The sequence below is a fragment of the Aquiluna sp. genome (assembly GCF_965064355.1).
This window is the reverse complement of sequence record NZ_CBCHRQ010000015.1, coordinates 1-23,014: the sequence shown is the minus strand read 5'-3', so window position 1 is coordinate 23,014 and position 23,014 is coordinate 1. Positions and strand designations below refer to the sequence as shown.

29 protein-coding genes and 3 tRNA genes are annotated in these 23,014 nt (G+C 53.5%); 14 read left to right on the top strand and 18 right to left on the bottom strand.

Going from position 1 to position 23,014, the window contains the following annotated elements; all coding sequences use genetic code 11:
* From AC128V_RS02785 to tilS, 11 genes are all read right to left on the bottom strand, one after another.
* A partial coding sequence (locus AC128V_RS02785; RefSeq protein WP_482763156.1) for an amino acid--tRNA ligase-related protein occupies positions 1–878 on the bottom strand: 878 nt, incomplete at its 3' end.
* A gap of 50 nt (positions 879–928) precedes the next feature.
* Positions 929–1,777: a pantoate--beta-alanine ligase gene (panC, locus tag AC128V_RS02780; RefSeq protein WP_482763155.1), complete on the bottom strand. Its 849-nt coding sequence runs from the start codon at positions 1,775–1,777 to the stop codon at positions 929–931.
* Positions 1,777–2,466 carry a DUF2520 domain-containing protein gene (locus tag AC128V_RS02775; RefSeq protein WP_482763154.1) on the bottom strand — a complete coding sequence of 230 codons (690 nt, stop codon included), beginning with the start codon at positions 2,464–2,466 and terminating at the stop codon, positions 1,777–1,779. The genes panC and AC128V_RS02775 overlap by 1 nt, the downstream gene beginning before the upstream one ends.
* A complete protein-coding gene (locus AC128V_RS02770; RefSeq protein ID WP_482763153.1) occupies positions 2,463–2,930 on the bottom strand; it encodes a DUF3180 domain-containing protein in 468 nt (155 codons plus the stop codon). Before AC128V_RS02770 ends, AC128V_RS02775 begins: the two co-directional genes overlap by 4 nt.
* A complete protein-coding gene (folK, locus tag AC128V_RS02765) occupies positions 2,927–3,418 on the bottom strand; it encodes a 2-amino-4-hydroxy-6-hydroxymethyldihydropteridine diphosphokinase (protein ID WP_482763152.1) in 492 nt (163 codons plus the stop codon). The genes AC128V_RS02770 and folK overlap by 4 nt, the downstream gene beginning before the upstream one ends.
* Positions 3,408–3,770 (bottom strand): dihydroneopterin aldolase, encoded by a 363-nt coding sequence (folB, locus tag AC128V_RS02760; protein ID WP_482763151.1) that lies wholly within the window; start codon positions 3,768–3,770, stop codon positions 3,408–3,410. The genes folK and folB overlap by 11 nt, the downstream gene beginning before the upstream one ends.
* Complete coding sequence (gene folP, locus AC128V_RS02755) at positions 3,770–4,594, bottom strand: dihydropteroate synthase (protein WP_482763150.1); 825 nt, start codon at positions 4,592–4,594, stop codon at positions 3,770–3,772. Before folP ends, folB begins: the two co-directional genes overlap by 1 nt.
* Positions 4,591–5,148, bottom strand: a complete 558-nt coding sequence (folE, locus tag AC128V_RS02750) for a GTP cyclohydrolase I (protein WP_482763149.1) — start codon at positions 5,146–5,148, stop codon at positions 4,591–4,593. The genes folP and folE overlap by 4 nt, the downstream gene beginning before the upstream one ends.
* The gene (ftsH, locus tag AC128V_RS02745; protein WP_482763148.1) at positions 5,138–7,114 is read right to left on the bottom strand and encodes an ATP-dependent zinc metalloprotease FtsH; all 1,977 of its coding nucleotides are present in this window, start codon (positions 7,112–7,114) and stop codon (positions 5,138–5,140) included. The genes folE and ftsH overlap by 11 nt, the downstream gene beginning before the upstream one ends.
* Before the next feature lie 26 nt (positions 7,115–7,140).
* Complete coding sequence (hpt, locus tag AC128V_RS02740; protein WP_482763147.1) at positions 7,141–7,686, bottom strand: hypoxanthine phosphoribosyltransferase; 546 nt, start codon at positions 7,684–7,686, stop codon at positions 7,141–7,143.
* The gene (gene tilS / locus AC128V_RS02735; RefSeq protein WP_482763146.1) at positions 7,686–8,708 is read right to left on the bottom strand and encodes a tRNA lysidine(34) synthetase TilS; all 1,023 of its coding nucleotides are present in this window, start codon (positions 8,706–8,708) and stop codon (positions 7,686–7,688) included. The genes hpt and tilS overlap by 1 nt, the downstream gene beginning before the upstream one ends.
* Before the next feature lie 49 nt (positions 8,709–8,757).
* Between tilS and AC128V_RS02730 the strand changes: the two genes are divergently transcribed.
* Both AC128V_RS02730 and AC128V_RS02725 read left to right on the top strand, forming a co-directional pair.
* Positions 8,758–9,237: an inorganic diphosphatase gene (locus AC128V_RS02730; RefSeq protein WP_482763145.1), complete on the top strand. Its 480-nt coding sequence runs from the start codon at positions 8,758–8,760 to the stop codon at positions 9,235–9,237.
* A gap of 17 nt (positions 9,238–9,254) precedes the next feature.
* The gene (locus tag AC128V_RS02725; protein WP_482763144.1) at positions 9,255–9,644 is read left to right on the top strand and encodes a nuclear transport factor 2 family protein; all 390 of its coding nucleotides are present in this window, start codon (positions 9,255–9,257) and stop codon (positions 9,642–9,644) included.
* On the opposite strand, the gene AC128V_RS02720 is transcribed toward AC128V_RS02725, so the two are convergent.
* Positions 9,641–10,843 carry a C40 family peptidase gene (locus tag AC128V_RS02720; RefSeq protein ID WP_482763143.1) on the bottom strand — a complete coding sequence of 401 codons (1,203 nt, stop codon included), beginning with the start codon at positions 10,841–10,843 and terminating at the stop codon, positions 9,641–9,643. The two genes, AC128V_RS02725 and AC128V_RS02720, sit on opposite strands and share 4 nt — an antisense overlap.
* 126 nt (positions 10,844–10,969) lie before the next feature.
* Here AC128V_RS02720 and AC128V_RS02715 point away from each other — a divergent pair.
* The 5 genes from AC128V_RS02715 to AC128V_RS02695 all read left to right on the top strand — a co-directional run bounded on the left by AC128V_RS02715 (position 10,970) and on the right by AC128V_RS02695 (position 13,757).
* Positions 10,970–11,042: transfer RNA gene (locus AC128V_RS02715), tRNA-Glu, on the top strand.
* A gap of 27 nt (positions 11,043–11,069) precedes the next feature.
* A tRNA-Asp gene (locus tag AC128V_RS02710) sits at positions 11,070–11,143 on the top strand.
* A 36-nt stretch (positions 11,144–11,179) separates the two neighbouring features.
* Positions 11,180–11,252: transfer RNA gene (locus tag AC128V_RS02705), tRNA-Phe, on the top strand.
* Positions 11,253–11,271: 19 nt separating this feature from the next.
* Positions 11,272–12,141, top strand: coding sequence for an EamA family transporter (locus tag AC128V_RS02700; protein ID WP_482763142.1), 870 nt, complete (start codon positions 11,272–11,274; stop codon positions 12,139–12,141).
* A gap of 11 nt (positions 12,142–12,152) precedes the next feature.
* Entirely contained in the window at positions 12,153–13,757 is a 1,605-nt protein-coding gene (locus AC128V_RS02695) for a DHA2 family efflux MFS transporter permease subunit (RefSeq protein WP_482763141.1), read from the top strand.
* Here the strand turns inward: AC128V_RS02695 and AC128V_RS02690 are convergent.
* A complete protein-coding gene (locus AC128V_RS02690) occupies positions 13,744–14,109 on the bottom strand; it encodes a TipAS antibiotic-recognition domain-containing protein (protein ID WP_482763140.1) in 366 nt (121 codons plus the stop codon). The genes AC128V_RS02695 and AC128V_RS02690 overlap by 14 nt on opposite strands.
* 19 nt (positions 14,110–14,128) lie before the next feature.
* Here AC128V_RS02690 and AC128V_RS02685 point away from each other — a divergent pair, with 19 nt between their 5' ends.
* From AC128V_RS02685 to AC128V_RS02675, 3 genes are all read left to right on the top strand, one after another.
* Positions 14,129–14,506 carry a fluoride efflux transporter FluC gene (locus AC128V_RS02685; RefSeq protein ID WP_482763139.1) on the top strand — a complete coding sequence of 126 codons (378 nt, stop codon included), beginning with the start codon at positions 14,129–14,131 and terminating at the stop codon, positions 14,504–14,506.
* On the top strand, positions 14,506–14,871 hold the full coding sequence (locus AC128V_RS02680; protein WP_482763138.1) for a fluoride efflux transporter FluC: 366 nt from the start codon (positions 14,506–14,508) through the stop codon (positions 14,869–14,871). The genes AC128V_RS02685 and AC128V_RS02680 overlap by 1 nt, the downstream gene beginning before the upstream one ends.
* Positions 14,872–14,956: 85 nt before the next feature.
* Positions 14,957–15,175, top strand: a complete 219-nt coding sequence (locus AC128V_RS02675; protein ID WP_482763137.1) for a DUF3073 domain-containing protein — start codon at positions 14,957–14,959, stop codon at positions 15,173–15,175.
* On the opposite strand, the gene AC128V_RS02670 is transcribed toward AC128V_RS02675, so the two are convergent.
* Genes AC128V_RS02670 through AC128V_RS02650 form a run of 5 tightly spaced genes read right to left on the bottom strand, consistent with a single transcriptional unit; the run spans position 15,176 to position 18,797 of the window.
* On the bottom strand, positions 15,176–15,538 hold the full coding sequence (locus tag AC128V_RS02670) for a hypothetical protein (RefSeq protein ID WP_482763136.1): 363 nt from the start codon (positions 15,536–15,538) through the stop codon (positions 15,176–15,178).
* On the bottom strand, positions 15,528–16,628 hold the full coding sequence (gene purM, locus AC128V_RS02665; protein WP_482763135.1) for a phosphoribosylformylglycinamidine cyclo-ligase: 1,101 nt from the start codon (positions 16,626–16,628) through the stop codon (positions 15,528–15,530). Before purM ends, AC128V_RS02670 begins: the two co-directional genes overlap by 11 nt.
* On the bottom strand, positions 16,621–18,123 hold the full coding sequence (gene purF, locus AC128V_RS02660) for an amidophosphoribosyltransferase (RefSeq protein WP_482763134.1): 1,503 nt from the start codon (positions 18,121–18,123) through the stop codon (positions 16,621–16,623). The genes purM and purF overlap by 8 nt, the downstream gene beginning before the upstream one ends.
* On the bottom strand, positions 18,120–18,416 hold the full coding sequence (locus AC128V_RS02655) for a hypothetical protein (RefSeq protein WP_482763133.1): 297 nt from the start codon (positions 18,414–18,416) through the stop codon (positions 18,120–18,122). Before AC128V_RS02655 ends, purF begins: the two co-directional genes overlap by 4 nt.
* A 51-nt stretch (positions 18,417–18,467) precedes the next feature.
* Positions 18,468–18,797 (bottom strand): sterol carrier family protein, encoded by a 330-nt coding sequence (locus AC128V_RS02650; protein WP_482763132.1) that lies wholly within the window; start codon positions 18,795–18,797, stop codon positions 18,468–18,470.
* Between the two features lie 37 nt (positions 18,798–18,834).
* Here AC128V_RS02650 and AC128V_RS02645 point away from each other — a divergent pair, with 37 nt between their 5' ends.
* Genes AC128V_RS02645 through AC128V_RS02630 form a run of 4 tightly spaced genes read left to right on the top strand, consistent with a single transcriptional unit; the run spans position 18,835 to position 22,980 of the window.
* Positions 18,835–19,674, top strand: coding sequence for a UbiA family prenyltransferase (locus tag AC128V_RS02645; protein ID WP_482763131.1), 840 nt, complete (start codon positions 18,835–18,837; stop codon positions 19,672–19,674).
* Positions 19,674–21,095: a phytoene desaturase family protein gene (locus AC128V_RS02640; RefSeq protein WP_482763130.1), complete on the top strand. Its 1,422-nt coding sequence runs from the start codon at positions 19,674–19,676 to the stop codon at positions 21,093–21,095. The genes AC128V_RS02645 and AC128V_RS02640 overlap by 1 nt, the downstream gene beginning before the upstream one ends.
* A gap of 19 nt (positions 21,096–21,114) precedes the next feature.
* Positions 21,115–21,702 (top strand): nitroreductase family protein, encoded by a 588-nt coding sequence (locus AC128V_RS02635; RefSeq protein WP_482763129.1) that lies wholly within the window; start codon positions 21,115–21,117, stop codon positions 21,700–21,702.
* Positions 21,703–21,732: 30 nt separating this feature from the next.
* Positions 21,733–22,980, top strand: coding sequence for an MFS transporter (locus AC128V_RS02630; protein WP_482763128.1), 1,248 nt, complete (start codon positions 21,733–21,735; stop codon positions 22,978–22,980).
* Positions 22,981–23,014 lie beyond the last annotated feature (34 nt).

Below are 23,014 nucleotides of genomic sequence, written 5' to 3'. Positions count from 1 at the left end.
GTGCCATCATCAAGGGCAACCTGGTGGGTGCCAAAGACGTCCATAGCAGCATTCTGAATAAGCTCCTGGGTCAGCTCCGCCATGGTGTTGTAGTCACCGTAGGCCTCATAGGCCTCGAGCATCGCAAACTCAGGAGAGTGAGTGCGGTCCGCACCCTCGTTTCTAAAGTTGCGATTGACCTCAAATACTCGCTCAAGTCCTCCGACAACCGCACGCTTTAGGAACAGCTCAGGCGCGATACGGAGAAATAGCTCGGTATCAAAAGCATTCGAGTGGGTCTTGAACGGACGTGCCGAGGCACCACCGTGGACAACCTGCAGCATTGGAGTTTCGATCTCCATGAATGCTCGATTGGCGAAAGTGTTTCGAATCGACTGCATTACCTGAGCGCGAATCTTCACAACCTCGCGAGCGCGGTCGCGAACGATTAGGTCGATGTAGCGGTGACGAACTCGGAACTCTTCACCTAGTTCGTTGTGCAGGTTAGGTAGTGGCCTGATGGTCTTAGCCGCCATTAGCCACTCATCCGCCAAGATGCTGAGCTCACCGCGCTTGGAGGTGATTACTTCGCCGCGGACAAAGACGTGGTCGCCAAGGTCAACTAGCTCTTTCCAAGACTCCAGGGCTTCTTCGCCCACCTTGTCCAAAGAGATCATTGCCTGGATTCGCTCGCCGGTTCCAGCCTGCAAGGTTGCAAAGCAAAGCTTTCCGGTGTTGCGCAAAAACATGATTCGACCAGCTACCGAAACCTCATCGCCGGTTGAGATATCTTCCTCGAGGTTTGGGTAGTGAGCTCGCACAGCCTCGATGGTGTGGGTGATGGGAAGTGAAACCGGGTAGGCAGCTGAGATTTGGTTTAGACGCTCACGCTTTTGCATGCGAACGGCGATCTGCTCTGGAAGGTCGTCGACCTCAATCTCTTGCTCGCTCACGATTTCCTATCGATATACACATTGTCAATTAGTCGAACCTCGCCCACCTTGGCCGCCACAATAAGCGCTGCCCTAGTAAGTCCTGGTTCGGTTGGTTCAAAGCTATCCGCATCGACTAGCTCTAGATACTCAAGTTTAGCCTCCGGGGATATCTCCGCTCTAGCTAGCGCCAGCACTTCTTCTCGGCTGTTGCCTTTTTCCCCGGCAAACAAGGCCCTGCTCAAAGACAGCGCGGCTGGCATATCCCGATCGGTTAGGAACTTGTTTCTGGAAGAAAGGGCAAGGCCCGACTCATTACGAATGGTTTTGCCGACCACCAACGCAATCGGGGAGCGGCGCCCAGAACTGATCTGTTGACTCAGCATCTGCTTCACGAGAGCTACCTGCTGGGCATCTTTTTGTCCAAAGAAAACATAGTCCGGCTCAACAATGTCAAAGAGCCGATTCACAACCGTCAACATTCCATCAAAGTGACCTGGGCGTACTTCCCCCTCAAACTTTTCACCCATGGCGCCGGCGCTGAGCTGCTTTACCGGAGCCGCCGCCGGATAAACCTCAGCAGGACTAGGCGCAAAGAGCACATCCACATCGTGGTCCGAAAGAAGATTGGCATCGATTCCCAAGGTTCTCGGATAGGTATCGAAATCCTCGTTGGCACCAAACTGCAGCGGATTCACAAACACCGAAACCACCACAAAGTCACAGCGCTGTTGAGCAAGCTGAACCAGCGATAAGTGACCCTGGTGCAGAGCTCCCATGGTTGGCACAAAACCAATTCGCGCTCCACTGCCTCGCTGCTGCGAGATCAATTGACGAAGTTCTGAGACCGAGTGAATCAGCTGCATTAGAGCAAATCCTCAGGGTCTAGGGGGGCAACTGGCTGATACAGCGCCTTATCGACAGCACTTCTAACAACCGGCCCGATCAGCTTGGCTGGAGCTTCTACGCCAGCCTGCTCCAGGATTCCTATCGCTTGCTGCACAACCAGAGAGGAGAAGCTACTTGCGACTTCGAATGCCTCGGCATAGGCAGCACGCTGATGTTCTTGAACAACCAGCGGCTCACCGCCGAGTTCGATTGCCAAAGCCTGCGCGATTGGCAAAAGCATCTCGGGGGCGCTGATCGCAATCGTGCTGTTTTTCAAAACCAAAAGGTCCATGCTGGTTCCGGAGAAGTGCATCACAGGGTGCAGCGCAATCGGAACCGCTCCCAACTGAGCGGCCGAAGCTAGAACTCCGTAACCACGAAGTGGCGAGAGGTGTGCGATTAGTTTCTTCGGCCCAAAAAGCCCAAGATCGGTCAAGCCATCGCAAACAATTTCGACATCGGAATATGGAACCGCGAGCAGCACCAGGTCGGCATCCTCAGCTACCGCTGCCATTCCGGCAATTGGCAGATCCGGCAGCAGGGTCTCGACTCGCTCAATGGCCTCTGGAGAGTCAACAGCTGCACCAACAAGTTCGTGGCCAGCCAAGGCCCATGCCTTTGCTAAAACAGGTCCGGCTGGCTCATTGCCTACGAAACCGATCTTCACGCTGCTTCTCCATCTGGGTCTTTAGGAAGCCTGCAGTTGTATTCAGCCCCAAGGCCTCCAAGATACAACAGCAACGATGCTGCAACACCAACCAAAGTGGGCTGCACCAAGCCGGTTGGGGCAATCGAGAACAGCCACAGCCAAACCAGCTGACCGATGTGCCAACCCAGAAATCCCAAGCCGGTGATCATCACGGCACGTGCTAACACCAAAAGACGGAAAGACAAAAGCGGATCTGGCCGCCTAACGTTCTGCTGCTGAGCTTTCTCAAGCTGGTTGCGATAGCGAAAAATCGGAAAAGTTGCGCCGTAAATTGCAACACCAATGGCTACCAAGCTGGTCGCCAAAAACCCATCGGTCGCTGGAAACCCAAGGCCAAATCCAGTTGCGAGTTGGCTTGCACCAGCTCCGGCGATTCCACCAAACACAAACCAACCAATTAGAAAGCGGACGTCTAACTTCATTCGAATTTCCAAACCTGGTTTGCCAATTTGGCCGCTAGGTCAAAGACCTTGCCGTGCCCAGGCAATACTGCCTCAGGGTCAAGTTCTGCCCAAGGCACTAAAACAAATGCTCGTTCAAAAGCTCTCGGGTGAGGGATTATCAAAGACTTGGTTTCGATGAGTTCGCTGCCGAAGGTGATGATGTCGATATCCAGTGTCCTTGCCGCCCAGCGCTCTAGTCGCACTCGTCCGAAGTGATTCTCAACCTCATTTAACGCAGCTAGCAACTTCTTAGGTTTGAGGCTGGTTGAAACCTCAATGACTCCGTTTAGGTAATTCGGCTCGGACTGATCTATGCCCTTAGATGTCATGGCGAAAGATTCGTAGAGGCCAGATTGTCGCTTTACCGAGATGTCCGGATGCGCGTCAATTTGCAAAACAGCATCGCGGATGGTCTGCACCCGGTCACCAAGGTTTCCACCGAGTGCGAGGATCGCCCTAGTCTTCAAACCGACCGCTTTGGACGCTTACTGAGACATCTTCAAAACCATGCTCGATAGGAGCATGAGGTTTGTGAACGGTTATCTTCACCGCTTGAATTTTGCCATCTGATGCAGAGACGGCAGCCAAACAAGCCGACGCCAAAGACTCGATAAGGTCAAAGCGATTACTGGTTGCCGTTACGTGCAATAGGTCTGCGACAGCCGCATAAGAGACAGTTGAAGAAAGCTGATCTTCTTGTTCGGCCTCAACCTGATAGCGACAGTCAATCAAAAAGATCTGCCCAAAGTCCTTCTCGTGCTGCAGCACACCGTGGTAACCGAAGACCTCTAGGCCTTTGAGTTCAATTGTGTAGCGCACTAGATCGACTCCTTGAGCTTTTTCACAATTGCAATTGTGTCAGCGGTTAGCTCCACATTGTGGACCCTAACCCCCCAAAGTCCGCGCTGCAGAAGAAGCGCAGTTAGCACCGCTGTTGCCACGTCTCTGCGGCCATTCGCCACCGAACCTGGGTCTTCCGCATCGAGCGCAGCTGCCAAGAATCGCTTGCGAGATGCGCCCACCAACATTGGAAGTCCTAGGTTTTTTAGCTCATCAAGACGAGCTACCAGTTCCCAGTTCTCGGAGATGTTCTTGGCAAATCCCAATCCTGGATCAACCACAAGTCTTGACCTATCGATGCCAGCTGCAACCGCCATCGCCACCTGCTCGCTCAGCTCCGCAACCACATCCTTAGCAATATCTTGATAACCCGTTAGCTGGTCCATGACAGTGGAATGGCCTCGCCAGTGACCAAGAATGTACTTGCAACCAAGCGGTGCAATCGCTGCGAACATTGTTTTATCTGCCAGACCGCCCGATACATCGTTGACGTAATCTGCCCCGGCAACAACCGCCAACTTGGCAGTTTCGGCGTTCATGGTGTCGACAGACACTTCGACCTCAAGCTCGGCCTTGATTGCTTTGATCACCGGGATAACACGAGCCTGCTCATCTTCAAGCGATACCCGCAAAGCTCCCGGACGGGTTGACTCGCCACCGACATCGATGATGGTCGCGCCCTGCGAAACTAAAAGCTTGGCGTGGGCAAGTGCTTGATCCAGCTCCAAAAACTGACCGCCATCGCTAAATGAATCTGGAGTGGTGTTCACCACTCCCATGATTTTTGGAGCAACCCAGTTCATGACCCACGACTAATCAAACCCATGATCTCTGCACGCAGCAAAGGGTCCGAGAACTCGCCTCGGGTGGCCATGGTGATGGTGTTGACCTCTGGCTGTCTTGCTCCGCGAGAAGCCACGCACTGATGTCTAGCCTCGATTACAACCACAACGCCACGGGCCGAAAGACCGGTCTCAATTGCATCTGCCACCTGTGCGGTTAGGTTCTCCTGCAGTTGCGGACGTGCTGCCAAGATCTCGACCACGTTTGCCAAGCGTCCGAGACCCGCAACCTTCTCGGTTGGCAGATATGCGATGTGGGCAACGCCGGTAAATGGCAAAAGGTGATGTTCGCAAATCGAAACCAGTTCGATGTCTTTGAGAATTACCGCCTCGTTGTGCTCGGCGGCAAAGTTATCGGACAAAGGAGCAAGTGGGTCCTGGCCGATTCCTTTGAAAAATGCGGCGTAAGCGACAGCAACCTTCGCCGGGGTTGCAGCTAGCTCAGGGCGATCTGGATCCTCGCCAATTGCCAAAAGCAGTTCGCGGACCGCACTGCGGATTCGATCAGCTTGCACTTTCTTCCTTGGACTCAGTCTCTGGCTTCGGCTCTTCCGGAAGTGCCTCAAGCTGCTTCACCTTGCGCTTTGGCACCGCAATGGGCCCCTTGGTTGAAACAGCACGCTTGGAAGATGAGCGCCACATAGCGCGCTCAGGAAGCTTTTTGATGGTCTTGAAGATCTTGGCAACCTCTTCTTGGTTCAGGGTCTCCTGCTCCAAAAGTGCCTTGGCCAAATTGTCCAGGATCAATCTGTTCTGGGTGATGGCCTTGTGCGCTTCATCAAGAGCAGTCTCCAAAATCATGCGCACTTCAACGTCCACCTGCTGCGCCATCTCATTTGAGTAGTCGCGGTGGGATCCAAGTTCGCGTCCCAAGAATGGCTCAGAAGCACTTGAGCCGAGTGAAATTGCTCCGACCTTCTGGCTCATGCCGAAGCGGGTAACCATGGTTCTTGCGGTGCTAGTCGCCTTCTCGAAGTCGTTTGAAGCGCCGCTGGTTGGATCCTTGAAAACAATCTCTTCGGCAATGCGGCCACCCATGGCATACGCAATCTGGTCAAGCAGCTGGTTGCGAGTAATCGAGTAGCGATCCTCCATCGGCATCACCATGGTGTAACCGAGTGCTCTACCTCTAGGCAAGATGGTGATCTTGGTGACCGGGTCAGAGTGGTTGAGAGCTCCTGCAACCAGAGCGTGTCCAGCCTCGTGGTAGGCGGTGATTAGGCGCTCGTGGTCACGCATCAGGGTGGACTTCTTCTGAGGTCCTCCGATAACGCGGTCAATTGCCTCGTCGATGATTTCGTTGTCGATTACCTTGCGGTTTAGACGTGCAGCCAAAAGCGCCGCCTCGTTTAGCACATTCGCTAGGTCAGCTCCGGTGAATCCAGGAGTGCGACGCGCAACAAGTTCTAGGTTTACATCCTCAGCCAGTGGCTTGTTCTTGGAGTGAATGACGAGAATCTGCTCGCGGCCCTTGAGATCAGGGGCGTTCACGCCGACCTGACGGTCGAAGCGACCCGGACGCAATAGCGCTGGGTCCAAGACGTCAGGGCGGTTGGTTGCGGCAATCAAGATCACATTGGAGCTGGTGTCAAAACCGTCCATCTCAACCAAAAGCTGGTTCAGGGTCTGCTCACGCTCATCGTTTCCGCCACCGATACCTGTGCCGCGGTGACGACCGACTGCATCAATCTCGTCAACGAAGATGATTGCAGGAGAAGCCTGCTTGGCCTGCTCGAAAAGGTCACGCACTCGAGATGCACCGACACCGACAAACATCTCAACAAAGTCAGAACCTGAGATTGAGAAGAAAGGAACTCCGGCCTCGCCAGCAACTGCCTTGGCAACCAAGGTCTTTCCGGTTCCCGGAGGGCCATAGAGCAAGACTCCGCGAGGGATCTTCGCTCCCATCTCCTGGAACTTCTTTGGGTCCTTTAGGAAGTCCTTGATTTCAACAAGTTCTTCCATGGCCTCATCGATACCGGCGACATCCTTGAAGGTGATGTTGGAGGTCTCCTTGGTGACCATCTTGGCCTTTGACTTACCGAAGTTCATCACTCCGCGTCCGCCGCCAGACATTGAACCCATTAGGAACCAGAACAGCGCCAGGATGATGACGAAAGGTAGTAGCGATCCCAAAAGCGCTAGATACCAAGGGGTGCGCTGCACCTCGTCGGTCCAGCCCTCAGAGATAGATGCATCGGCAACGGCCTTGGTGACCGCAGCTTCGCGCCCTAGCACGTAGTAAAACTGCACCTGCTCGCCGTATTCGACGTCTTTGGTGATCAGGGTGACATCAACTCGCTGGTCACCGTCGAAGATTTTGACGGTCTTTGCTTTGCCGGTTTCGATTAGCTCGAGACCGACCTGGGTGTCGACCTTGGTGAACTGCTGGGTAGTCATCAGTTGACTGCCGATGAGCATCACACCAATTGCCAGAACAACCCAAAGCCATGGGCCACGCAAAAACTTCTTTATCTTCATGTGGGCGTATGCCCCTTCCCTAATCTCTAGCTGTAGACGCTTGGCGACAGGATGCCAACGCCATCGAGTGAGCGGTACTGCTCGTTGTAATCAAGACCGTAACCAACTACGAACTCGTTGGGGATATCAAACCCCACCCATCTGACAGCTATTTCAACTTTGGCGGCATCTGGCTTTCGAAGCAGGGCAACGATCTCTACAGATGCTGCCCCACGCGCCTTCAAATTGGCTGTGAGCCAGGAAAGTGTTAGGCCGGAGTCGATGATGTCCTCAACGATCAAAACGTTGCGATCTTTGACATCGGTGTCTAGGTCTTTGAGAATTCGAACCACTCCAGAGGAAACAGTTCCAGAGCCATAGGAAGAAACCGCCATCCAGTCCTGCTTGGTTGGAATCTGCATAGCCCTTGCAAGGTCTGCCATAAATGGCACCGCACCCTTGAGGATTCCCAGTAGCAGGACGTTCTTGTCCTTGTAAAACTCGTCGATTGGCGCGGCTAGCTCTGCGATGCGGGCTTGAATCTGCTCCGCGGTAACCAATACCTCTTTGATGTCTGGGTGGTTCAGATGCACTAGCAGGCTCCTGGTGTTGGTGGCTTGGACCTTGTAAAAATCAACAGGTCTTTTACCCGCTCTACTGTAATGCCAGAAAGCGAGGCAGATTTCTGCCCGTGCCAATTGGTAATAAGTGCATCAATGGCTTCAATCTGCGCAGCAGAAATTGCCCTAGCTCCTGCTCTGGAAGCGATCATGTGCAAAGCCATGGTTCTCACTGCACTTGGCTCACTTCCAAGCTTCGCCACCGAATAGCTAACTGAGCTGGCAGAGCCGGAATCCTTTGAGTCGATAACCAGCTGCGCTGCAATGCCGGTTAGCACCTCTTCTGCCTCGGAAACTTGGCTAGCTGTCCTAGATAGCGACTGAGCAATACCCGGACCTAGCTCTTGCTCCATCAAATCCAATAGCTTGCGGGCACGAACCCTTAGAAACTGTGGATTCTCATTATGGGGATCGTCCCAGAAAGTTAGTCCCTGATCATCGCAAGCCGCTCGAAGCGAGCTACGGGTCAGGCCAATTAGTGGCCTGGCGATTGCCCTAGCCGGGTCGTAAGAATCCATGCCGGCGAGCGCCGATAGCCCAGAGCCGCGTGCCAAAGCCAATAAAACGGTTTCTGCCTGGTCTTCTAAGTTGTGACCGAGAAGAATTAAATCTGCTGCTTGAGAGATACGCACTTTCTCGAATGCCTGATAGCGAGCATCCCTGGCGGCAGCCTCCATGCCGTTTCCAGAAATCTCAACGTTCACCCTCTCGATAATCACCGGGCTCAGTCCAAGTTCCTCACAGGTCTGCTTTGCCCTCGCCGCAACCTCACCACTGCCATCCTGGAGTTGGTGGTCAACAATCACTGCCCCCGCAGTAAAACCCATTCGAGGTGCTTCAAAGGCGGTTGCCGCAGCCAATGCAATCGAATCTCCGCCGCCGGAACACGCCACCAAAACCAGCGAACCGCTAGGCAAACCAAGACTTTCGAGCTGCTCGCGAACAGCGCGCCGGGCATCGGCCATAGCCGGAGTGAGCCTAGGACGCTGTGTCATCTGTCTCGATTCGGTAATCTTTATGACAGAAGCCTATTGAGGAGAAGCCGTGTCTTACGACGTAGTTATTGAGATTCCAAAGGGAAGCCGCAACAAGTATGAGGTTGACCACGAAACCGGTCGCGTATTTTTGGACCGCGTGCTGTTCACACCGTTCGTCTACCCAACCGACTACGGCTTCTTTGAGAACACCATCGGTGGCGATGGAGATCCGCTGGACGCACTCGTGCTCTTGGAGTTCCCACTATTCCCAGGCGTTGGCGTAAAGGTTCGCGCGGTTGGCATGCTGGTCATGGAAGACGATGGTGGAGTGGACGAGAAGGTCCTCTGCGTTCCTTTCAAGGACCCACGCTGGAGCCACATTCAGGACCTTGGCGATGTTAGCTCCCAGGTAAAGAACGAGATCGAGCACTTCTTCTCCCACTACAAGGACCTAGAGCCTGGCAAGTGGGTAAAGATTCAGGGCTGGAAAGACAAGGCTGCGGCTGAGGAAGTTATCGCTGCGGCATACGCCAACTACAAGCACTAGGGCGATAAGTTTGGGCTATGCATAGCCCCGAAACTTCTTCCATCGACGTTGGAATCATTGAACTTCTAGATAACTACTTTGAGGTTATCCACGCCCAGGACATGGACCTTTTTGACAAGGTGTTTCATGTTGACTGCACTCTCTATGGCGTAAATGACAACCAAACCGTGCTTCGCCCATACCTTGCGTATCGCAATGCGGTGGCCAATCGCCAATCACCTAAAGAACTTGGCAACCCAAGAAAAGACGAGATTCTAGATTTTGATCAAATCTCCAAGAACATGGCTTGGGCCAAAGTTCAGCTTCAGCAGTTTGGCGGCGTTATGCAGGATTACCTCAACCTTGTGAAGCTAGATGGCAAGTGGTGGATTATCGCCAAGCTCTATGAGCAGGTTGGCACCTACTAGTTGGCAGTTGGTCTAGCTGCGTATGGGAAAAGCTCACCGTAGCGAACCGGAACAATGCGCACAGTTCTAGCTGGGTTTGGCGCTTCAAGCATCATGCCGCCGCCAAGGTAGATAGCGGTGTGGTACTTATCCCCCGAGAAACTCGATGACCTAGTCCACCAAATCAAATCTCCGCGCTGAGCATCCTGAAATGGCACCAGCTTCTGGTTCGAAGCCATGATGTTGAACTGCGCGGTAGCCGAGTGCCAGCCGATGTAAACACCAACTGAGGCATAGCTCTTCATCGTGATACCAGAGCAGTCCCAGATATCCGGACCCGAACCACCAAGCACGTATCTCTCGCCAAGCTGTGCTGAAGCAAAACCGATCGCGCGCTCCACCAAGTCACTGTTTGGTGCGCCAACGGTGTAAAGCTCAGGTGCGGTAGGGGCATCCTTGACCGCGTTCTGACGACGCTCCGCCTCAAGACCCTCGATGCGCTGGCGCTCAAGATCAGATGCGGTGTCCTTCAAATTTGCCAGCTGCCCCAACATCGATGCGCGCTGCGACTCTGACTCGTTCACCTTGGCAATAATCGCATCGGCCGCTGCCTTGGCTTCGCGGTATAGCTTTTCGGAAGCAGCTCTTCTGGTCTCTAATTCGGTCTGAGCGCTGGAGAGTTCAGCAGCAAGAGCCTTGGCGTCAGACTGCTTTTGCATTGCCTGCTCATACATAACCTGGGTTCGCTGGGCGACTACATCGCTTGCGCCAAGCTGATAGAGCAACTCGTCGGAACTCTCCGGGTTGAAGAAAATCTCAAGGGTGGTGTTGCCGCTGGTACCCTGGCGATACATTCTGGCCACGATCTGACCGAGCATGGTCTTGGCTTCGCCGGCTTCTTCTTTTGCGGTCTTGACCTTGGCCTCGAGGCCCTCGACCTTGTCCGCCATGATCTTCACGGCTTGCTTAGCCTGGTTGTACTGCTCGTTCTTCTGAAGAGCAACCGACTCAAGCGCATCGGCCTCATCCTGCAGGGTGCCAAGAATGCCCTCGATGCGAGAAATCATTTTCTTTTTCTCTTCGACGTTGCGCTTAGCAGCGGCAACCTCGGCTGCGGTTGGGTAATCCGGAACCGCATAGGCAGGTGAAAGTGCAAATCCAGTGGCAATCAGCGCCATGCCCGCAATGGCGGCGATGACTGATTTAGAGCGCTTTGGCATGACACCTCCTACCTGCAAATCTAACCCGAACTTTCAAGTATCACCTGAGAGTTCCCAATGTGTTGCGCAACTTGCCTTTTAACGGGTAATGTTGTGCCTCGGTGCTTTTGAAGAAGCCAGCTTCTCGGCCCCATCGTTTAGTGGCCTAGGACGCCGCCCTTTCACGGCGGTAGCACGGGTTCGAATCCCGTTGGGGTCACTCAGGCGATGTTGAAAGTACCACTCTGGCTCCGTAGCGCAGTTGGTTAGCGCGCCGCCCTGTCACGGCGGAGGTCGCGGGTTCAAGTCCCGTCGGAGTCGCTTCGCTTATCTAGCGAATGGGGAGAATTCTCTCCAGGCTCTGTAGCTCAGTTGGTAGAGCGAACGACTGAAAATCGTTAGGTCACCGGATCGACGCCGGTCGGAGCCACCGCACAGAGAGGCGGACAGTGACGATAATCTTCGGACTACTGTCCGCCTTTTCTTATGGTTATGCCGACTTTGTTGGAGCGCTCGCTGCCAAAAAAGTAAGAGCGATAACTGTCACCACAATCGCCTTCATCTTTGGGTTGGGAATTGCAACCGGGCTGAGCCTTTTCGTTGGCGCTAATTTCAGCCAAGCAGCAATCACCTCTGGAATCTATGCGGGCATTGCCTCTGGCATCGCAATCAGCTGCCTCTATTCGGCACTGGCTTTAGGCCCAATCTCTATCGTTAGCCCTTTGACCGCTGTGATTAGCGCAATCATTCCGGTGGTCTTTGACCTAGCAACGGGTGCAAAGCTTGGGCCTTTTGCATTGATTGCGATTGTGTTGGTTTTGGTGGCTGTGGTTTTGGTGGCATTTGTTCCCGGACAGGACTTTAGGCTCCCATCACTTCGTGCATTGCTTTATTCATTAGGTGCCGGAGTCGGCTTCGCGGGCATCTTCGTGTTCCTAGATGGAGCTCCGAGCGATAGCGGGCTTGCCACCTTGATTGTGATGCGCATTGTCGGCATTGCGCTGATGTTTGCTGGTTTGGCATTCGCATTCTTTAGATACCGCCCCAAGCAGTTTTTGGAAACCTCCATCTTTGGTCGGTCATTGATCTGGTTGGTACTGCTTGCAGCATTGGGCGATGTGCTTGGGAACGTGTTCTTCCTAGTTGCCACCCGTGCCGGCGAGTTGGCTATCGCAGCGGTGCTTACTTCCCTGTATCCGGTGGGGACAATCATGCTGGCGCGTATAGTGCTCAAGGAGCGCATTGCTAAAAGTCAGTCGCTCGGAATCGTTTTAGCAATCGGGGCATGTGTCCTAATTGCAATTGGAAAACCCGCCTAAGTCAGGAAAAAATGTCTCAAACCAAAAACCGCTGGATCGCTCTGGTCTTTATCTCGATGGCTATCTCACTGGTCATCATCGACGGCACCATCGTCAACACCATCTTTCCTGCGGTCATCGAAGACCTAAACCTCAGCTCCACTGAGGTGCAGTGGGTTCAGGAAAGCTACGTGCTGGTTTTTGCATCGCTACTTTTGGTTTGGGGATCGCTTGCCGACCGCTACGGCCGCAAGCTACTGCTGGTAGTTGGAATCGTGATTTTTGTTTTGGCTTCGGTATGGGCAGGTAACACCGATAGCGCCGAGGCCATGATCTTGGCCCGTGTGATCCAGGGCATTGGTGGAGCCATGGTTTTGCCAACCACTTTGTCTTTGGTGAATGCGAATTTCGAAGGTAAAGAGCGCGGTATTGCCTTCGCAATCTGGGGTGCCACCATCGGTGGAATGGTTGCGGTTGGGCCGGTTCTAGGCGGCTGGTTGGCCACCGACTTCAGCTGGCGCTGGGCCTTTTTGATCAACTTGCCACTTGGCGTGATCATCGTCGCCGGACTTATGTACTTCCTTGGCGAATCCAAGTCTGAGCAGCGCAAGGGTGGCATCGACTGGGTCGGTGCAATCATCTCCGTGGTTATGTTCTCAACCTTGGTCTTTGGTCTTATTGAAGGTCGCGTCTATGGCTGGTGGGAGCAGACCAAGAACCAGTTTGAGCTCTTTGGATTTATTTGGCCATCCGATGCCATCTCGGTCATCCCGGTTTCGCTAGCAATCTCTGTTGTCTCAACCGTGCTGTTTGTGCTTTGGGAGCGCAAGCGCGAGGCTGCAAACAAAAACGTGCTGCTAGATCTAAACCTGTTCCGCATTGCATCATTTAGAAACGGTTCGATCGCGGCGGCCATCATCTCGATGGGTGAGTTTGGAATCCTGTTTGCAATTCCACTTTGGTTGCAGAACGTGCTTGGACTGAGCCCGATTAGCTCTGGTTTGGTATTGCTATGGCTAGCCGGTGGTGCATTTATGGCATCTGGTATTGGTGGAGCGCTTTCAGGCAAGTTGCCAGCTCACCGTGCCGTGCAGCTCGGTGTGCTACTTGAGCTAGTCGGTGTTGCCGGTGTTGGCTTCTTCGCTTCCCCTGAGATTGGTTGGGTTGGCGTTGCGCCGTTCTTGTTCATCTACGGAATTGGTATCGGTCTTGCAACAGCACAGCTAACCGGCGTGATCATGGTTGATGTCCCGATGGAGAAAATCGGTCAGGGTTCTGGCTCGCAGTCCACGGTTCGCCAAATTGGTTCGGCTCTGGGTATTGCGGTTTTGGGTTCGGTGCTTTTCACCGGCACCCAGATCTCCTTTGAGGACAGGCTCGCTGGTCTAAACGTTGAAACCAGCCAGACTGTGGTTTTGGTGGATGCGGTTGTCGAGTCAGCCGGTGGTGCAATTCCTCAGCTCAGCGAAGCGCTTCAGGCTCAGCAGGTGCCGCAGGCTGCGGCTGATGAAATTCAGGTTGCCGCCGGAGAGGCTTTCACCGAGGGTGCGAAGTGGGCTTCGTTTGCAGCCGCTTTGTTCTTGCTACTGGGCTTTGCATCGACCTTCAACCTATCGAGTCGAGTCAGGAAAGATTAGCGTCCGCAAAGTGGCAAGCCGCATCGTAGATGTACTTGCCTAGCCCTTTGCGGTAGCCCTCGTAGGTTTCGTTGAAGCCGGTTGGCAGCACGTAGCTCATCGCGAGCGACTTATAGCTCTCGCGATTAGGCGTCCAGAACTGCAGGCAAAAGTCGTAGTGCTTTTGGATTGCAGCCTGCATTTCCTCTGAGCTATGCGCAAGCCCTGCTTCGAGATGTCCAACCATCTCCTTTGTGATGGCATCAAACTGCGCCGCAAACTGCTGGTTCTGCTCTTTGCTGTAGCTGTTTTGGTGGTAGCTACCGGCTACAAAACTCTCATCATTCATGATTTCTAGAGCATACCGAGCCAAGAAACGATAGGTTGATTAGGTGCCAATCAAAGCCAAATTACTCGGGTATGTTTTCCTGGGCGGAGCCCTTGGAGCGATGCTCCGATATCTTATTTTTGAGGCCACGGCTGGTTTGGCGAGCTGGCCAACCTATGAGCTAATTGCTCTTTTCATCGTGAATCTCACCGGTGCATTCTTTTTGGGAATCACCGCTCGATACCCATACTTCCAATCGGAAACCTGCCGCAATCTTTGGGGTGTTGGTTTTGCCGGATCTTTTACGACCATGTCAGCGCTCAATCTGTGGATCGACTACCAGGGCTTAGGCCTTGAGGTAATTGCCATGTTCGTGGCCGGCTTTGCACTCTATTGGCTCGGGTTTGAACTTGGCCGCAAGGCTGCGAGGCGGCAAGCCTGATGCAGTGGTTCTTAGTTTTCATTCTTATTGGAGTTGCCGGTGGAGCTGGCTCGGTGATTAGAGCGCTGCTTACCCGATTCGATGGCTGGTTGCCGTATGGATTGTTTCTTGCGAACAGCCTGGCGGCTGGCTTAGTTGGCTGGTTAGTGGTGGGTTCGACTCTGACCGCGGGTTACCTAACCCTTACAACCGCTGGTTTTGCTGCCACCGTTGGGTTTGCCGGCGGGTTATCAACATTCTCAACCGCGATGAAGGCGAGCTTTGATTTCTATCACCGCGGACGGTTGGTCCAGAGCGCTCTCACAATGGTGGGCAACCTCTTTATCCCAATCGGTGCGCTCATGCTGGCAGCGGCACTGCGCTAGCCCTGCTACAATCAACGGCAGAATTCAAAGGTTTCTCTGGGCACCGAAGGGTGACTAGAACAGATAGAGATTAAGGGGGCTCGCCATGGGGCGTGGCCGTCAAAAAGCGAAGAACACCAAGGTTGCTCGCGAGCTGAAGTACTACAGCCCGGCAACCGACTACAACGCGCTCGAAGCCGAGCTTGGTCACAAGAGCCCTGAAGATGGGCCTGACTACGAAGACAAGTGGGCAGATCTTTACGCCGACGAGGACGATGAGCCGACTACCGGCGATGAGCGCACCGTCAAACTCGACGAAGACTAATTACCAGGCGGTAGCGCCGACCACCAAGCCATAAACAATCTCCAGGTTGATTCTGGAGTCGGTGTAATCCTCGGTCAGGGCAAAGCCTTCTCCATCTTCGATGGCAATTCGATAAGACAAATTCGCATTCTCAATGGTCGCAATTGCCTCGGCCTTAGTCATCCCAACAATTTGGCAGGCAATCAACTTGGTCTCAACGTGTTTAGGTGAAAACTGATCCGCAGCTGTGTCACGGAAGCAAAGCGCGTTTGGAGTGCTTCTAGGTTCTGGGGCAGAAGTTGAGAGCTGCTGGCCGACAAAGAACGCCGAAATTGTGGTGACTGTTCCAACGATTATTGCCGCGAAGAATTTCTTATTCTGCATAGTTGCCAACCAGGCGAACCGCGCCACCGCGAACGCCCTTGGCTTCAGAGATATAGCCAGGCAATTCAGAATCGCAAGGCGTTGACTCGATGATGCCCAACTGCCAAGCAGGGATTCCAAGTTCTGTGATCATGCCTTCAATCTCTGAGGCGAAGTCCTTGCGAACCACAACCGCAAAACCCAAACCTAAGTTCCAGGTTGATTCAAGGTCATTGAGGTCATAGCCACCCCAACCTGCCAGCACCCTGAAAACCTGGTTTGGACTCCAGCTGCTTCGGTCAACATCTAGCGAAACTGCTTGAGGAAGAACTCGAGAAAGGTTCGCTGCAATGCCGCCGCCGGTGATGTGGCTCATGGTTGAGATTTGCGCGGAGTAGCGATCAAGCACCTTGTTGAGTACACCGGTGTATAGCCGGGTTGGCTCAAGTAGTTCCTCGCCAAGGGTTTTGCTGAATTCCGGCACCTGATCGGTGTATTTCAAGCCTCGGTCGGCGACAATCTTGCGGACCAGCGAATAACCGTTTGAGTGAAGGCCCGATGCCTCAAGCCCCAGCACAACATCGCCAACCTGGACTCGTTCTGCAGATAGCATCTTGGACTTTTCAACCACACCAACAGCAGCACCTGCAACGTCATATTCGTGCTCACCCAAAAGACCTGGGTGCTCTGCGGTTTCGCCGCCAACAAGTGCAACGTCTACCTCTTTACACGCGCTTGCAATGCCGCGAACAATGTCTGCGATGCGGGTCGGTTCGATCTTGCCGGTCGCGATGTAGTCGGTCATAAACAAACTGCGAGCGCCGACCACCACGATGTCATCGACCACCATGCCAACTAGGTCCTGGCCAATGGTGTCGTGCTTATCAATCGCCTGAGCAATAGCGACCTTGGTGCCAACGCCATCGGTTGAGGTGGCAAGGATTGGGTGGTCGTAGTCCTTTAGAAACTTGGCATCGATCATGCCGGCAAAGCCGCCAACGCCACCAAGAACCAGGTTGCTGTGGGTTGCGCTAACCGCCGCCTTCATAAGCTCTACGGCTTTATCGCCGGCCTCGGTGTCGACACCTGATGCAGCATAAGGATTAGGCATTTGGATGCACGTGGCCTTCCTCGCGGATGGTTGCGACGCCACGTTCTAAAAGGTTCTTGCCTAATCGCTCCGCCACAGGAAGTTCGATTGGGTACTCACCGGTAAAGCAGGCGGTGCAGAGCTCACGCTCCTGCTGGTTGGTGGCTGCAATCATGCCGTCTTTCGAAAGGTATCCAAGGGAATCTGCTCCCAGCGACTTCCTAACATCCTCGACCCCAAGGCCAGATGCAATTAGTTCCGCGCGAGATGCAAAGTCGATGCCGTAGAAACATGGCCAGGTAATCGGTGGGCTAGAGATTCGAACGTGGACTTCAGCCGCCCCAGCCTCCTTGAGCATCTTCACCAGTGCCCGCTGGGTGTTGCCACGAACAATTGAGTCGTCAACAACAATCAAACGCTTGCCGGCAATAACCTCACGCAGTGGGTTGAGCTTCAACCTGATGCCCAACTGACGAATGGTTTGCGAAGGCTGAATAAAGGTTCTACCAACGTAGGCGTTCTTCACCAGACCGTGACCGAATGGAATGCCTGAAGCTTCTGAGTATCCAATTGCAGCCGGGGTTCCAGATTCTGGGGTTGGCATTACCAAATCAGCTTCGACGGGGTGTTCTTTAGCCAGGGTTCTGCCCATCTCGACCCGGGCCTCGTAAACCACTCGGCCATTTATGGCGGTGTCTGGCCTTGCTAGATAAACGTATTCAAATACGCAACCGGCCCGCTTCTTGGTCGCGAATGTTGCCGAGCGAAGGCCATTCTCATCGATTGCGATCAGCTCGCCGGGTTCGATCTCTCGAACAAAGGATGCGCCAACGATATCCAGCGCTGCAGACTCGGAAGCCACAACCCAGCCGCGCTCCAATCGACCCAAAACCAGCGGCCTAACGCCCTGTGGGTCACGCGCTGCATAAAGGGTTCCCTCGTCCATGAAGGTGAGGCAGTAAGCACCCTTGATTAGTGGCAAAAGTTCTAGTGCGGTTGCCTCTAGCGAAGAATCTGGGTTACCGGTTAGCAAAGCGGTTAGCACCGCGGTGTCAGTGGTGTTGCCGCTACGAAGCTCAGACTCATGATTTGGGTAGCGCTGCTCTAGAAGCTCTAAAAGCTCAGAAGTATTGGTGAGGTTTCCGTTGTGAGCCAGCGCGATTGTGCCGTTGGCAGTTTTGCCCAGGGTCGGCTGAGCATTACGCCAGTGCGAAGCACCGGTAGTTGAATACCTGGTGTGACCGATTGCGATGTGACCCTGGAGTGATTCCAGAGCTGCCTCGTTGAAAACCTGCGAGACCAGACCCATGTCTTTGTACACCAGGATCTTTTCGCCGGTTGAGGTTGCGATACCGGCGGATTCTTGACCGCGGTGCTGAAGGGCATAGAGACCGAAGTAGGTAAGTTTTGCAACTTCCTCGCCCGGTGCCCAAACACCAAAGACGCCGCACTGATCTTGCGGGCCCTTCTCACCGGGAAGGATGTCGTGATTTAGCAGACCATCGCCGCGAATCACTGATTAGCTCTTTCGGCCAAAGCTAGCTTGGTCTTTCTGGAGGTCAACAAATCAATTGCAAGTGCGAAGAATAAACCGAGGCCAAAGCCCAGTGAACCAAGGGACAGGATCAACAGTCCAAGAATGTTCTCGTTAGAACGCTGATCTTGCGGGATTAGAAGAAAAACCACAAAGGCTGTGACTGCTCCAAAAACAGCGCCGGTGATAGCCCAGGTTGCAATCTTTGGTGCACGGCGAATCTCTACCTCTTCGGGCAGGTTTTGCTTGGGCTTGGTCACATACTCATTAAACAATGTTTTGGCCTGCCAGCGCGGGTTTTTACGCAAATGGGTGGGCTGGATTTATCAAAAGACCGAAGCTATTTCGTGAGCACGTGCTCCAGAGAGCACCATCCCGGCACCAATTGGCACCTGTTCAAAGGAAATGTGCTTTAGCGCAAGCTCAATGAATAGTTCCGGTGTGATCTCAACCACGTTCGGCGGCGTGCCGCGGCGGTGGTCCATACCTTCGATGCACTGCACCGCACCATACGGAGGAACGCGCAACTCGATTGTTCCACCCGGGTGGCGAATCTCGATTTCTTGCAGCAGGTAGCGCACCGCTGTTGGCAGCTGATCCGGCAGGTTGGCGAGCGCTAATTCACCTTCTTGCGCGGAGATTCGCTTTTTGCCCATACCTAATTATCTATGGGCTTGGGCTTAGGCTGGTGGGGTGCTCAGACGCCTATTAGTAATCTCCCGTCCAGTGCTGTGGGTAAACACCATCGGCACCTCAGTGATGGGTATGTGGCTTGCCGGCTACCTCTGGGACTGGCGCATGCTGCCGATTCTTATTTGGGTGACCCTGCCGTTCAACCTCTTGATTTACGGCATCAACGACATCTTTGACCAAGAAACCGACAACATAAACGCCCGCAAGGGTGGCTATGAAGGCGCACACATTTCTCCAAGTGAGGTGAAGCCAATCTGGTGGGGAGTAATTCTCACCAACGTTCCATTCTTGGTTTACTTCGCAATCACTTTGCCATGGCAGGCAACCGCCTGGATGGTCGCCTACAGCCTGTTTTTTACCTTCTACTCAGCACCTCCACTTAGGTTCAAGGCTCGTCCCTACCTGGATAGCTTCTCCAACACCGACTACGCCTTCCCGCTGGCATTTGTGCCACTGGCACTTGGTCACGAACCACTGTGGCTAGCGGTCTTTGGTCTTATGGCCTGGTCAATTGCCAAGCATGCCTATGACGCAATTCAGGACATCCCGCAGGATTCTGACACTGGCATCCAAACCACCGCGGTTCACCTCGGTGTCAAAAAGACCTTGGTTTGGTCGGGTTTCTGGTGGGCTGTATCGACCGTGCTTTTTGCTTTGGTAAACATCCCGGTTGCAATCGTGAACTTTGTCATCGCCGGCTACCTAGTGCTTACTGTGTGGCGCACGCCAACCCCTAAGCGTGCTCACGACGTTTATAAGTACTCGATAGCTTTCCCATACGTTGCCGGCGCAGTAGCCGGTGTGCAGCTTGTAACGGCAATCGCCCTCGGCTGGTATTAGTGGCAAAGATTGTCGTTCTTGGAGCCGGACTTTCTGGTTTAGCGAGCGCCGCCTTGTTGGCGCAAGCAGGTCACGACGTCACGGTTTTGGAAAAGAACAATTGGCTCGGTGGTAAGTCTCGAAGGATTGAGCTTGCCGGTCAACGCATGGACACCGGCCCTGCCTTAGTTACCTTCCCTGAGGTCTGGCAACAGGTTCTAGACACCTTTGACTCACTTGGAAAAGTAAAAACTAAGGACCACGCTAACTTGAGTTTTACAAAGCTCAAAGAGGTTGGCCGCTACTACCTAAGAAACCACGTCACGGACTTGCCGGTTAGACCAGAGCACCATTGGCACAAAGCATGGAGCCAGTTCTCCAAAGAGCACGATGCCCTGACCCCCTCGATTTCCAAGCTTCTTACCTCTAGCCCACTTGACCCAGCCGCGCTGCCAGCCCTTGCCAAGATGGCCAAGGTCTATGGAGTTAGGCTCACCACCTCCAGCTATCTCGAATCGCTGAAATACATGCCCCAGGCGCTCAAAGAAATTATCTCAATCCACACCCTAAACGCCGGTGTTTCCCCAAACCGCTCGCTAGCTCTCTACGCATCGATGACCGCTGCCATGGCATCCCAGGGCATCTCGGTGCCGGTTGGTGGGGTAAATGAAATTGCTTTAGCGCTTGGTCGACTTGCTGTTGCAGCCGGAGCCAAGATCGAACTTGGTGCTGGCGTCAAGGAGATTGGCAAGCGCTCGGTAAAAACTCAAACTGCTGAGCACAGTTTTGATCACCTGATTAGCTCCCTGGACCCAGGCGTGCTGAAGGCAATTCAAACCGGTAAGCCAAACAAGCTTGCGAAGCATCGCTCCTGCTCTGGTGTTGCCATCTACGCGGTGCTCAAAGAGCCGCTTCCCAAAGATGTGGTCACTCACTCGGTGATCATGCCGGACGATGCAGTAAAGCTTCACGAGAGTTTAGACAAAGCCCTTCCTCCTGAGCAGACCATGACCTTTGTGAACTACTACCGAGCCGGCGAGATCTACCCAAACACCAAGGACACCGTAGCTGTTCTAATAACTGCGCCTGCCGATGGCAAAAAGCACGATCTCAATAGCGAGTGGGTGAGGAACGAACTAGACCGGGTGTCACAAAAGCTTGGTCTTTCGGTAGCAATTGATGAGCTATTTGAAGAGTACGAGATTTTGAACCCGGATTACTTTGCGCAGTTTGGTGCAGCCGGTGGTGCGCTGTATGGCGCGACCAGACCGCTTTGGCAGTCTGGTCCATTCCACAACCCGCAGTACCACAACCCGCTGCGACCAAGACTCTGGCGGGTCGGCGCATCCGTTCACCCAGGAGGCGGAATACCTGCTGTACTTGGCGGAACCTTGATTGCCACCAGAGCAATGCTTAGGAAAATTGGGAAGCCCAAGAAGTAACTAGCTGTTAGGTATAAACATGACCAAAATCCAAAAGCCTGCAAACACGTCCGTTCCAATCTCCGATCTTCTCGCAAACCGCTGGAGCCCAAGGGTTTATGACCCAACTCACGAGGTGACACACGAGCAGGTTCTAAGACTTGCCGAGGCTGCCAGGTGGGCGGCATCAGGAAACAATGCACAGCCGTGGCGATTTGGCTTCACTGTGCGAGGTGAAGAACTATTTGAATCGATTTCAACCGTTGGCCTCTCAGGCTTCAATGCAACTTGGGCACCTCACGCATCGCTTTACGTATTGGCCTTCGCCGACAAGTTCAAGGCCGATGGCACCGAGCTAGATCGAAACGCTGCCTACTTCAACAACGCTTTGGCAACCAGCCAAATTGTCTTCGAGGCAGAAGCCATGGGGCTCAAAGCCCACTACATGGGTGGCGTCGTTCACGATGAAATTCTCCAGCTGGTTGGCATCGACGATGCCTGGCTAACCTGCGTAATCACAATCGGCTTACAGGGTGACACCTCTGCTGTGAGCGATGAGCTAAAGCAGCGCGAGGCGACTCCAAGAGAGCGCAAAGCGCTGTCTGAGGTCATTATCACCAAGCTGTAAGACGCTAGGCTCTAGGGGTCAAACTAGAGAGTGGCTAGACAGATTTCTGAATCAACGAAGATTAAATTCAGTGTCGCTTTTCAGCGGCTCTGGACTGCGAGCGCAGCCAGCAACCTAGCCGACGGCCTGCTCAAAACCGCAGCTCCGCTGCTGGCCACCACGCTAACTAAAGACCCGTTCTGGATTTCAACCATCGCTGCCCTGAGCATGTTGCCATGGCTTTTCTTTGCTATTCCAATTGGTGGTTTGGTAGACCGCATCAATCGACGAACCATGTTGGCGGTTGCCAATACCCTCAGGCTGATTGCGATCTTGATAATCGCCATAACGGTTGGTCTTGATCTAATCACCCTGCCGATTTTGCTCGGTGCAATCTTCATCTTCGGTGTCGGTGAGGTTATCTACGACACCACTTTGCAGTCGATGATGCCTGAGGTATTGACCAGGGATCAGCTCGATCGAGGCAATGCCCGATTGCAGATTGTCGGCATTACCCTGGCGGAGTTTGTGGGAGCACCGGTTAGCGGTTTGCTATTCGCCGCATCTATTGCATTGCCGTTCTACTTTGGAGCCGGAGGCATTTTGCTTGCGGTGTTCCTAGTCCTTGCAATTCCAAGGGCCTACTCAATCAGTGAGGTGCCCCCAGAACCAAAAGTGCCAACGGGCTTTTGGGAGGATGTTCGTTTTGGTATTCGCTACCTCTACGAAGACAAGGTTTTGCTGAAACTTGTGCTACTGACCTCTTGTATTGCCTTCTTCTATTCGGCATCCACTTCAACCATGGTGCTGTTCATGACGGAAACGCTAAAGACTCCGATTGCGCTGTTTGGATTCCTCTTTGCCGCTCCTGCTGTTGGGGCATTGGTGGGTTCTCTAATTGTCCCCAAGATCTCCGCACGATTTGGAAGAACAACCACCATGGCCTGGTCAATCTTTTTATCGAGCGTGCTGGTTTTCATACAAGGCTTCTCGCCTAACTACTGGGTGCTAGCTGCTTTAGCAACTTTGGGTTCGATGGTAATCACCGGTTGGAACATTCTTTTGATGTCGACCTACCACCAGATCATCCCCGGTGAACTTTTTGGCCGCATTCATGGCACCAGAAGAACCTTGGTTTGGGGACTGATGCCAATTGGCGCGCTACTGGGTGGCGTGTTGGCAAGTATTGATTTACGCCTGCCATTTATCGCCGGTGGTATTGCAACTTCCTTAATTGCGATTGCGGGCTTTAGATTTATCGTCAACTTAGAGAATGCTTGGACCAAAAAGGAATCATAGGAGGACACATGAAGCGCTTTGTGATTTATGTGAT

Bases quoted from the DNA above. Each gene is read 5' to 3' on its own strand.
- AC128V_RS02695 (WP_482763141.1), top strand. From the start codon at position 12,153: ATGTCTCAAACCAAAAACCGCTGGATCGCTCTGGTCTTTATCTCGATG.
- AC128V_RS02720 (WP_482763143.1), bottom strand. From the start codon at position 10,843: ATGCCAAAGCGCTCTAAATCAGTCATCGCCGCCATTGCGGGCATGGCG.
- AC128V_RS02725 (WP_482763144.1), top strand. From the start codon at position 9,255: ATGCATAGCCCCGAAACTTCTTCCATCGACGTTGGAATCATTGAACTT.
- panC (WP_482763155.1), bottom strand. From the start codon at position 1,777: ATGCAGCTGATTCACTCGGTCTCAGAACTTCGTCAATTGATCTCGCAG.
- AC128V_RS02635 (WP_482763129.1), top strand. From the start codon at position 21,115: ATGACCAAAATCCAAAAGCCTGCAAACACGTCCGTTCCAATCTCCGAT.
- AC128V_RS02680 (WP_482763138.1), top strand. From the start codon at position 14,506: ATGCAGTGGTTCTTAGTTTTCATTCTTATTGGAGTTGCCGGTGGAGCT.
- ftsH (WP_482763148.1), bottom strand. From the start codon at position 7,114: ATGAAGATAAAGAAGTTTTTGCGTGGCCCATGGCTTTGGGTTGTTCTG.
- purM (WP_482763135.1), bottom strand. From the start codon at position 16,628: ATGCCTAATCCTTATGCTGCATCAGGTGTCGACACCGAGGCCGGCGAT.
- AC128V_RS02670 (WP_482763136.1), bottom strand. From the start codon at position 15,538: ATGCAGAATAAGAAATTCTTCGCGGCAATAATCGTTGGAACAGTCACC.
- tilS (WP_482763146.1), bottom strand. From the start codon at position 8,708: ATGACACAGCGTCCTAGGCTCACTCCGGCTATGGCCGATGCCCGGCGC.
- AC128V_RS02650 (WP_482763132.1), bottom strand. From the start codon at position 18,797: ATGGGCAAAAAGCGAATCTCCGCGCAAGAAGGTGAATTAGCGCTCGCC.
- AC128V_RS02675 (WP_482763137.1), top strand. From the start codon at position 14,957: ATGGGGCGTGGCCGTCAAAAAGCGAAGAACACCAAGGTTGCTCGCGAG.
- folP (WP_482763150.1), bottom strand. From the start codon at position 4,594: ATGAACTGGGTTGCTCCAAAAATCATGGGAGTGGTGAACACCACTCCA.
- AC128V_RS02770 (WP_482763153.1), bottom strand. From the start codon at position 2,930: ATGAAGTTAGACGTCCGCTTTCTAATTGGTTGGTTTGTGTTTGGTGGA.